Annotated in this window: 2 protein-coding genes; both read left to right on the forward strand. The window is 66.4% G+C overall.

What is annotated here, in order from left to right:
* Positions 1-233 precede the first annotated feature (233 nt).
* Complete coding sequence (locus RIC11_RS13305; RefSeq protein WP_350212028.1) at positions 234-9,659, forward strand: peroxidase family protein; 9,426 nt, start codon at positions 234-236, stop codon at positions 9,657-9,659.
* A gap of 1,211 nt (positions 9,660-10,870) precedes the next feature.
* Entirely contained in the window at positions 10,871-11,224 is a 354-nt protein-coding gene (locus RIC11_RS13310; RefSeq protein WP_350212030.1) for a hypothetical protein, read from the forward strand.
* Positions 11,225-11,389 lie beyond the last annotated feature (165 nt).

Genomic DNA, 11,389 nt, shown 5'->3' on the forward strand with positions numbered 1-11,389 from the left:
CCGTAGCACGGGCGCCTACGCCTGCCCGCCCCGATCTTATCCCCGCTCATCCGCGGATTCGCCACGCCTGCTCATCATCGGCTCGACAGCCATTGAGGGATGATTCCATGGCCTCTCGCCGCAACCGGCATTCCCCGCTTCAGCGCAAAAGCAAGAGGCGGAGGGCGAGGGCCGCCAAGCGGCTCCGTTCGGAAAAACTCGAAGACCGGCGCCTCCTGGCGAGCGACGGTTTCGTGAGTGTCTACGCGACCGCCGACTTCAACCGCGATGGCGCTGTAAACGCGGCCGATTACACCGTTTGGCGAGACGCCCTCGGCGCTGCCGACGTTGCGCCGTACTCCGGTGGAGACGCCAGCGGGGACGGCGCAGTCGGCCCGGAGGACTACACGCTCTGGAGCGAGCAGTTTGGGGCGGCGGCGGACGAATTGAAGATCCGGGAGGTCGAGGCGGGCGCCTTTGTCGCCGAGGTGGAACGCCTCGTGGACCTGGACGCGTCCGGGGGCGACCGTCTGCTGACGTTCGACGTCAGCAGCCAGTTTCCGCGGGGCGACGGCGGGGAACTCCAAAGCGTTTGGTTCCAAGTCTACCTGTTGGATCCGGCAGACCGATCATCGACGCTCCTGGATCGGGGGCAGAGCGGCGAGTCGATCTTCTCGTTGCAGGCGGGCGGGGCGGACTATCCCACCGGGAAGGTCACCTTCGATGGCAGCACCGTCAGCGTCGATTTATCCTCCATCGAAGATCGCGAGACGGGATTGCTCGTCTTTCAGCTGGTCAACGGAGTCGCAGCGAATGAGACGACGATCGACGTCCGCAATCTCGCGAGCGTCGTTGACGCGTCCGCCGGGAACAACCTTGGCATGGCCTCGGCGCCCGGCCGCGTCGCGCCGGGCGACGCGGTGGATCTGGACGGCTACGGGGTCCTCGACGCGGGGATCGTCCGCGCGTCCCTATCCAACACGCGCTACCAAAGCGAGACGGGGCTCTTCCAAACGGACGTCGGGCTTCGCAACAACGGGCCCCCGCTGTCGAAGGGGCTCGTGCTCCGCGTCAACAATCTGCCCGCTGGGGTAACCGTCGCGAACTCCTCGGGCGTCGACTCGACTGGCGCCCCCTACCTGAACTTCGCGCCCGCGATCGGCAGCGGCGGCCTCGACCGGGGCCAGACGACGGCCCGTGTCGGGCTGGTCATCGACAACCCCTCGTTGCAGCTGTTCCAGCTAGACGTAGACGTCCTGTCGCTGGGCCCCAACCGGGCGCCGGTCTTTCCGTCGATCGCCGACCAGACCGCCGTCCCCGGCGACGTCGTCACATTGGACCTGGCCGCGGTGGATCCCGACGGCGACGAGGTGGTCTACTCGCTCGCGCCTATCCAGGGCGGTCCGAATGTCGCATTGGCCGGCGGCCAGCTCGTTCTCTCGCCGACCCCCTCGCAGGTGGGCAGCTACCAGATCTCGGTGACCGCCTCGGACGGCGTCGATGAGACAACCCGTACATTCCTGTTTAGCGTGGCGCCCGACGCGTCGACGTCGACCAGGATCTCCGGCCGCGTGCTCGACGTCGACGGGACGCCGATCGCTGGCGTGCCGATCTCGATCAGCCGCGTCACGGCGTTCACCGGCGCCGACGGCGCCTTTGTTCTCGAGTTGCCCCCGCACCTGCTCCCAACTACACGCTTCGACATCCACGTGCCGCAAGGGGATGCCTACTTCGATCCGTTCGGCACGGGCGACGAAACAATCGAGTTCCGCCGCGCGCAGTACGACACGACGACCGGGACGGGCGTCGCCAACCCGAGGAGGCACCCCAACCTCGTCTCGAGTTTCCTGGACGGCAGCGTCGTTTACGGCTCCGACGAGGAGCGAGCCGACGCGTTGAGAGCGAGCGACGGCACGGGGAAACTGAAGACCAGCCCCGGGGATCTGCTGCCGCTGAACAGCAGCGAGTACTTCCCCGACGGCCCGCTCGAGAACGACTCGGCCGGATCCCCGGATCCGACCTCCCTGTTCGTCGCCGGCGACGTCCGCGCGAGCGAGAACCCGGCGCTCTCGTCGCTCCACACGATTCTCTTGCGAGAGCACAACCGGCTGGCAGAGGCCATCGGCGCGGCGGAACCCGGCCTCAGCGGCGAAGCGATCTATCAGCGTGCGCGGCGAATGGTCATCGCCCAGTTGCAGCACATCACCTACAGCGAGTACCTGCCGCTGCTGTTGGGCGCCGGCGCGTTGACCCCTTACGCCGGTTACGACCCGGCTGCGGACCCGACCACCGGCGCCTTGTTCACCACGGCGGCCTTTCGCTTCGGGCACAGCCAGGCGCTGCCCGACACGGCCCGTCTGGCCGACGACGGCTCGCCGCTCCCGGCGATCTCGGCCCAGGAGGGGTTCTTCAACACCGACCCGATCGTGAGTAACGGGATCGAGGCGATCCTTCGCGGGATCGCCTCGCAGGTCGCCGAGGAGGTGGACGCGCAGATCATCGACGAGCTGCGCAACGCCCTGTTCGGCCCCCCCGGCAGCGGCGGTGTCGATCTGGCCGCGATGTCGATCCAGCGGGGCCGTGACCTGGGCTTGCCGAGCTACAACCAGGCGCGTGTCGACTTTGGCCTCACGCCGGTGGGGAGCTTCGCCGAGATCACCTCCGACGCCACGGTCCAGCAAGCGCTGGCGACGACTTACGGTTCGGTCGACGACGTCGACGTTTTCGCCGGCGGCATGGCCGAGGACCACGCGCCGGGGGCGATGGTCGGGGAGCTCTTTGCGCGGGTGATCGCCGACCAGTTCCAGCGCAGCCGCGACGGCGACCGCTTCTGGTACGAGAACGAGCAGTTCACCGAGGGCGAGCTGGCCGAGATCCGGGGGACCACGCTATCGGCGTTGATCCTACGCAACACGGACATCACACATCTGCCCGGCGACGTCTTCACAACGTTGTTCCAGCCGGCCGGCCCCGTGCCCGCCGGCGCAGCGGCCAGCACGATCCCGGGCGAGAGCCGCTCGATCGACGGCAGCGGCAACAACCCAGACAGCCCCACGCTCGGCGCCACGGGGCAGAACCTGCGGGTCGACGCCAGCCTGAACTACGCCGACGGCGTGTCGGCGCCGGCAGGCGCAGGCCGACCGAGTGCGAGAACCGTGTCGAACAACGTCTTCGACCACACGGCGACGACGCCCAGCGCCAGCGGGTCGACCGCGATGTTCGTGGCGTGGGGGCAGCTCATGTCCCACGACCTGAGCCTGACCCCGACCGGCGTGTCGGACACCCTGCGGATCCAGGGCGACGACACCCAGATCGAGGGCAAGGCGTACCCGTTCGTCGCCGAGAAGATCGGCTTGATGCTCGGGCACAGCGTCTACGAGGGCGTCAACAACACGATCGCGCGGCCGATCTACTTGCCGGCCATCGACCTGGCGGGGGGGACCCAGGTCGACCCGTCCGCCGACACGATGGTGATGCAAGAAATCGCCCCCGGGCAGATGGCTTCTGTCGAGGTGGCGGCCGGCACGCTGATCGACCAACAGGGGCAGCCGTTTAACGAGGTGCTAAGCATCACGTCGGTCCCGCCGTCGCTGACGCCCGCGTCGTTGCCCAGGAATATCTCGACCGCGACCGTGGTCACGATCCAGCCGGCCGAGATGGTGTTCACGCAGCCCGCTCCCCTGTCGCTGCCCAACACGGGCGGGTTCCCCGCGGGGATGACGATGGACTTGTGGTCCATCGACCCGGAGACGGGAGAGTTCGAGATCGTTGGCCAGGGGCGGGTGAGCGGCGACGGAACGCTGGTCAACACGATCAGCGGCGGCGTTCGCACGACGAGCTGGTCCTTCGCCGCGCCGCCGCCGGCCCCCGAGCCCGAGCCCCCCGGCGACAGCGACGACGACCCGGACGATGGCTGCCCCTGTAAGAGCGATGGCGAGCCGGTGGCCTCCGAGGTGCGGCTGCACTCGGGCGAGTACGTCGAGAACCACGACCTTGTCACCTACGAGTCGCTGGGCGTCACGCGTGGGCTGACGCTCACCTACAAGTCGCTCCGCGCCGACCCGCGCCCGATCGTCCATTTCGGTTTCGACAACCCCGACCTGCCCTGGATGTTCGCCTCCCTCGAGATGTTCGGCGACAACTTCAGACAGAAGGTGCCGGGCTATGTCTCCGACGCGATCTTCCCAGGCGAGGACCTCACCCCTCGCAACCACCACTTCTGGCAGACCAATTCTCAAAACGCCGACGCGGCGATCCAGGCCGACCTGAGCAACCGGGCGTCGGGGCTCTACGACTACCGCCTGGATTACGGCCTGGGCGTGTACCTTGGAGAGCACCGCTTCAGCGGCACAACGCGGCCGTACGAGGGCCAGGTCATCTCGATCAACTCGATCGACAGCCCGTTCGGCGCCGGATGGGGGCTAAACGGGCTCGAGCAGATCATCGAGAACGCGGACGGCTCGGTGTTGCTCGTCGACGGCAGCCGCCAACTGCTGTTCGACGCACCCACGGAGCCAGGCGGCCCCTACGCCTCGCCCGCGGGTGACTTCTCGGTGCTCGAGAAGCTCGAGGACGGCACGTTCCGCCGGACCTCCACCGAGCAGACCGTCACCTCCTTCGGCGCCAACCGCTTCATCGCGTCGATGGTGGACCGCAACGGCAACGCCACGGCCTACCAGTACGACGCCGAGGACCGGCTGACGAAGGTCGTCGACCCGGTCGGCCTGGAAACGGTGTTGTCCTACGCCGGCGGCAAGCTCGAGTCGGTCACCGACCCCGCCGGCCGCGTCACCCGGTTCCAGCACGACGCCGACGGGAACCTGACGCGGATCATCGACCCGGACCTCTCCGAGCGGACCTTCGAGTACGACTCGCGGCGCCACCTCACTTCGGAGACCAACCAACGCGGCGCCCGCGACGAGGTGGTGTACGGTTACCACGGGCGGGTCGAACGGGTGATCTTGCCCGACGGATCGGAGCGTCTGTTCGAGCCGGCGCAGGTGCAGTCGCTGCATCCGCCGGAGGTGACGAAGCGGCCCAGCACGGCCCCCGACGCCGTGTCGCGCGACGCGGCGACCGCGAGCTACACCGACGCCAACGGCAACGTCATCACCGCGACGTTGACCAAGGCCCAGCAGATCATCGCCGAGCGAGACAGCATCGGCGGCCGGTCGGTGGTCCAGCGCAACAGCGACAACCTCATCAGCTCGGTCACCGACGCACGCGGCAACGTGACCAACTCCCGCTACGACGACCGCGGCAACCTGACTGAGACCTGGGACAGTGTCGTCCAAGTGAACCGCTGGGACGGGCCGAGCTCTGGGAGCTGGGAAAATCCAGCGAATTGGTCGACCGGCGCCGTTCCCAACCCGGAAGACAACGTCGTCATCGACCAAGAGGTCACCGTCACACTCTCCGGCAATATGGAGGTGAAGACCCTCTTGATTGGGGAGAACGCCACGCTACGAGTCACCGGATCGTTCCTCGTCGGGACGATCTCTAACCGAGGAAGGATCGAAATCCTTGGCGTCACGACGCTCGACGGCGACTTCACCAACGGCCCGGGCGGGACGTTGGTGGTGAGCGCTGCCGGGGGGGACTCGGGCGTGCTGTTCATCAGCGACCCGACGCGGTTCGAGAACCAGGGGCTGATCCGCCTGGTCAACCTAACCTCGACGAGCCGCTCGGTGACGCTTCGGGCGCTGGAGGGAACGCTCGTCAACGGCCCGCAGGGCGTCATCGAGTTCGCCGCGGGCACGAGCACCACCGGCTTCGGGCTGACTCGCGTGATCGATGCCCCCTTCATCAACCAGGGGACCCTGCGTGTCGTCGACGCCATCACGTCGATCAACCAAGGCTTCACCAACGAAGGCGTTGTCGAGAACCTGGGGCCCGCGCTCCGCCTAAGCGGGGCGACGGTCAACCGCGGAACGATCGCCGGCGATGTGAGCGTAGCGGGCAGCAACGACAGCATCCGCAACGATGGGGAGATCACCGGCGCGTTTCTGGTGACGGACAACGCGACCTACCTGCCCGGCACAGGAACGGATATTCCGCAAATCACCGACGCGACGATCGGCTCCGGCGTCAACGTCGGTGAAATCCACGTGCTGGGCACAGCGACGCTCGACGGCGGCTTCACCAACGGCCCGGGCGGGACGTTGGTGGTGAGCGCGGCAGGGGGGAGCTCGGGTTTTCTGACGGTCAGCGACCCCACGCAGTTCGAGAACCAGGGGCTGATTCGTTTGGTCAACCTCACCTCGACGAGCCGCGCGGTGACCCTCAGGGTGGGCGAGGGGACGCTCGTCAACGGCCCGCAAGGCGTCATCGAATTCGCCGCCGGCACGAGCACCACCGGCTTCGGGCTGACTCGCGTGATCGATGCCCCCTTCATCAACCAGGGGACCGTGCGTGTCGTCGACGCTACCACGACGATCAACCAAGACTTCTCCAACGAAGGGACCGTCGAGATCGCCCGCTTGCAAACACTGACCGCGTCGGCTGGATTCACCCAAACCGCTTCCGGCCAAACCCTGTTCGAGGTCGCGGGCGCCGGCGGTTCACAAACTGGCCGACTGGCCGTGACGGACACGGCCAGTCTCGACGGCGAACTGAGCCTTTTCATCGTCGATAGCTTCGCGGAAAGCGACTCGGTTTCCCCGCTCAACTACTCCAGCCGTGCTGGCGAGTTCGCCACCGTCAGCGCGACCAACCTGGACCCGAGCCTCGTGCTCACGCCGACGTACGGCGCGACCGAGCTGTCGCTCGTAGCGGGCGCCGCCGCGGCGGCCGGCAGCGTAGCGACCGGCTCGCAGAGCAACCCGTTCGACGCCTACCGCGCCGACTCCTACGAAGCCACGGCCGAGCCGGCCTCGGCCACGGGAACGACCGCCGTTGTCTCGGCAAGCACCGCGACGGCCCTGGCGGAGCACAGCCCTGCCAAAGACCCCGGTTACACGATCACCCCCGCCAGCCACACCGACGAGACCGACGCCACGGCGGCCGAATCCGACGATGGCCCGCAACTGCCCGCGGCGATCCACGCGACCAGCGAGCCGCTCGCCGCGCCGATCACCCGCTACACCTACGACGACACGTTCAGCCAGCTGACCAGCATGACCGACCCGCTCGGTCACACGACGCTGTACGAGGTCGACCCCGCCAATGGCAACCGGCTGTCGATGACCGAGGTCGTGGGGCTGCCAGACGCCGAGTCGGGCGAGACCGACGACCTCGTCACCTCGTTCACCTACACGGCGTCCGGCCAGGTCGACACCGTGACCGACCCGCTGGGCCGGGTCACCGACTTCGACTACGACCCCTACGGCCGGCTCGTGATGGCCACCTTCGCGGTCGACACGGTCGACGAGGCGGTGCAGCGGATCGAGTACGCGAATTTTAGTGGGGACATCACGGCGACGGTCGACGCCAACCTCAATCGCACCGAGTTCCAGTACGACGCGATGGGCCGGCTCACACGGCTCACCGAGCCCGACCCGGACGGCGAAGGCCCGCTCACATCGCCGGTCACCGAGTACGACTACGACGCGTCCGGCAACCTTCTCAGCGTCACCGACGCCGAGGGCAGCGTCACGGCGTTCGGCTACGACCTGCGCGACCGCGTCACGAGGGCGACCGACGCCCAGAACAACACGACGTTCCTCCGCTACGACAAGGTGGGCAATTTGACCGTTGTCACCGACCCCCTGCAGGCTGTCACGCGGAACGTGTACGACCTCCGCAATCGGCTCGTCGAGACGATCGATCCCGACGGGGGGAGCACCACGCTTGAGTACGACGCGGACGACAATCTCGTCGCGTTGACCGACCCGGTCGGCAACCGCACCGAGTTCGCCTACGACGCGCGGGACCGGGTCACCGGCGAGACCGACCCGCTGGGCCAGACCATCGGCTACGAGTACGACCTGGCCGACAACCTGAGCAAGCTGACCGACCGCAACGGCCGGGTGACCTCCTTCGTGTACGACGACTTGGACCGGCTTGTCGGGGAGACCTGGCTCGACGCGGCGGGGCTTGCGGTCAACCAGATCGATTACGCGTACGACGCCGTGGGGAACCTGCTGTCGATCGGCGATTCGTACAGCCAGTTGGCGTACGCCTACGACCACCTCGATCGGCCCCTCAGCGAAGACAACGCCGGCACGCCGGCCGCTCCACGGGTCGCTCTGGAGTACCGCTACGACGACGTGGGCAACGTGCTGTCGATCAGCGACGCGATCGACGGCCAAGCGGGCGCCGTCACCACCTACCAATACGACGCGCTCGATCGCACCACCCGCGTCACCCAAACGGGCGCCGACGCGAGCGACAAGCGGGTCGACCTGGCCTACAACCAGCTTGGCCAGTACGCGTCGATCGAGCGCTACTCCGATCTGGCGGGGGCCCAGCCGGTCGTCGGCACGCAGTACGCCTACGACTCGCTAAACCGCCTCGTGGATCTGCGTCACAGCAGCGGCGTCGGGGACGTCGCGTTCTACGAGTTCGCGTACGACGCCGACAGCCGCATCACGTCGATCAACGACATCGACGGCCTGACCGCGTACACCCACGACGCCCGCGACCAACTGATCGGCGCCGATCGCGCCGCCTCCGACGCCCGGGGCGACGAGAGCTACAGCTACGACGCCAACGGCAATCGGGTCGCCTCTCACCGACACGGCGCTGCTTATGAGACGGGCCCCGCGAACCGGCTCGTTTCCGACGGCGTGTACGACTACGAGTACGACAACGAGGGCAACACGATCCGCCGCACCGAGATCGCCACGGGCGACTACCGCGAGCTGCAGTGGGACCACCGCAACCGGCTGGTCGCGGTGAGCGACCACTCGGCCGACGGGACTCCCACGCAGCGGGTTACCTTCACCTACGACACGCTGAATCGCCGCATCGCCAAGGCGGTCGACGCCACGCCCGAAGACGCGGTCGACGCGGCCGTCGTGCACTTCGTCTACGACCGAGAGGACGTGATCCTCGACTTCGTGGACTCCGACGGCGCCGGGCCGGCCGAGCCACTGCTCGCCAAGCGCTACCTGCACGGCCCGGCGATCGACCAGGTGTTCGCCCAGGACGACGGTGCCGGGCAAGTCGAGTGGCTGCTCACCGATCACCTGGGGACCACCCGGGATCTCGTCAACAGCAGCGGCGTCGTCGTCAACCACCTCAAGTACGATTCGTTCGGCGCCGTGATCGAGGAGTCGAACGAGGCGATCGGCACTCGCTACCAGTACACCGGCCGCGAGTCCGACGAAGAGATCGCGCTGATGTACTACCGGGCCAGGTACTACGACGCCGTGACGGGGCGATTTGCGAGTGAGGACCCGCTCGGATTCGGCGGGGGGGACACGAACCTCTTCCGGTACGTGGCGAACGATGTCTTGAGATTCGTCGATCCCTTCGGAGAGTGCGGCCAAGCTGGGCAAGGCGGGTCGAGTGGCGGCTCGTCGGGATCGGGCAGCGGTTCGTCCGGCTCGGGCAGTGGCTCCTCTGGCTCAGGCTCCGGTTCGTCCGGTTCGGGAGATGGTTCATCCGGCTCGGGAGGCAACGAGGGCGGTGGCTCGGCGGATCCTCCACCGCGGCGTGGCAGCGGCGACGGTTACGATGCAGAGGATGAGGAAGAAGAATCAATCGATTGGCCCGCGAGCGTGCATGGCTCGTTCTGAGCCGAAGGGCCACAGCCGGCTGTCGAACCGTCCAACATTGATGGCTCCAATCTTACAGAAAGTGTAATGTCCTCCCGAACAACCGTTCGCATCGGTCGACCAAACGCGCACCCCGGGGATGCCGCAAGCCGACACTCCTCCTAGCAGACTGGGGGCTGGCTTGCCCAACCACTCGACACCGCCACCGCCGCCAACCTCTTGGATTTTTCCCCGACTACCGATTGAATCATTATGAAATTGCACCCAATCCTGTTTTTGTTGGCCCTGCTTGCTTTCGCCCAAGGGCCTACACCGGTAACGGCTAGCATTCAGCTGCTTGCGAACCCCGGGTTTGAAGATCCGATCAATACGATGGGATCGCCGCCATTTTTCGGCCGCTGGACGGCCTTTAGCTCAAGCTCAGGTGTGGCGAGCAGCACAACGCGTCCACGAAGTGGACAGCAGCATCTCGAGCTGAACCTCTTTAGCGAGAACGAATTTGCGGGTGTTTTTCAAGAGGTGATCGGACTCGCCCCCGGCGACCTAGTGACCTACAGCGGATGGCACGCAAGTGATCTCGGAGTTCCAGTAACTGAGATCAGAATAGAATGGCGTGACTCCGTGGCTGATGCTGAGGTTGCGAGAACCGTCAATTTCACTGCCGAACCGGGCTTTGCGTACGAGACATTCAGCTTAGATTTTGTTGTGCCTGGGGGGGCAGATAGTGCGCGAGCCGTGTATGCCATTCAAAGTTTCGGAGGATCACCGGACCAGTCAGTATACGTTGATGACTTGTCCTTCCTAGTGTCACGTGAGGTCGATAGCCTGGCGCCTGAGCCGACGCTCTCTGCTGTGCTGGCTGGCTTCGGGGCGGGAACGCTCGTCTGCTGCAGACGTAGAGTTAGCCGATAGCCCGAGCGTATCGACGGCCACGTGTCGCGTGCGGCCGGTGATCTTCCTCCCCTCATAGTGGCCACGTTGCTTCCCACCCTCGCCGGCGCCGTCGGTTGGGGTCCCGTTGCGCGCTGATCATTCCGATGCCCCCGGGCAGCCGACGCCCGACGATCGCCGAAGCCACGGTCGGCCCAGGCCGGAGTGGGTCGCGGTGCCCAGCGCTCCAGGCTCGCTTCCGAGAAGGCCATCGAGAATCAAACGCTCGCCTATCTGCATCGATCCGGCTGACAGCAGAAGGCTGCTCGTTGCTCCAACCTCGACAATGCCGGACGTCAAAGTTGGCCGGACTTCAGGCAGGTTCGACAGGGGAAGTCCGCTATGGATCTAGCGGCGTCTCGCTGGCGATCGTCTCAAGTGCGACCGTCGGCGATTTCAACCTCGACGGCTTGGTTGACGCGGCTGACTACACGCTATGGCGTGATCAGCAGGGAAGCGTCGGTCCGGGCCTCGCAGCGGACGCGAACGAAGACCTTACAGTTGATCAGGCGGATTACAACATCTGGAGTCTGAACTACGGCCGTCAGCTTTCGCTTACGCCGATCAGTTCGAGCGTACCCGAGCCGTCCGCCTGCTTCCTCGCTCTATGGGTTGCTGCTCTTGCCATGCGGCCACTCAGACGGGTCAGCGCCTAGCCGTTCGACCCCCCCCGGGGCCTCATACGCATTCCAATCTGAAGTAGCGCGCTTTCTCTTGCGCCCGCCCAGGTTGCCCATCATGATATCGCGATCGTCCCGAACACGGAGGTTGCGATGGAGGTGGCGGATCACTTGCCGCTGGGGGAACTGAAGCGGCTGGAG

The organism is Botrimarina sp. (genome assembly GCF_040219535.1).
In the GTDB taxonomy this organism is placed as follows: domain Bacteria; phylum Planctomycetota; class Planctomycetia; order Pirellulales; family Lacipirellulaceae; genus Botrimarina.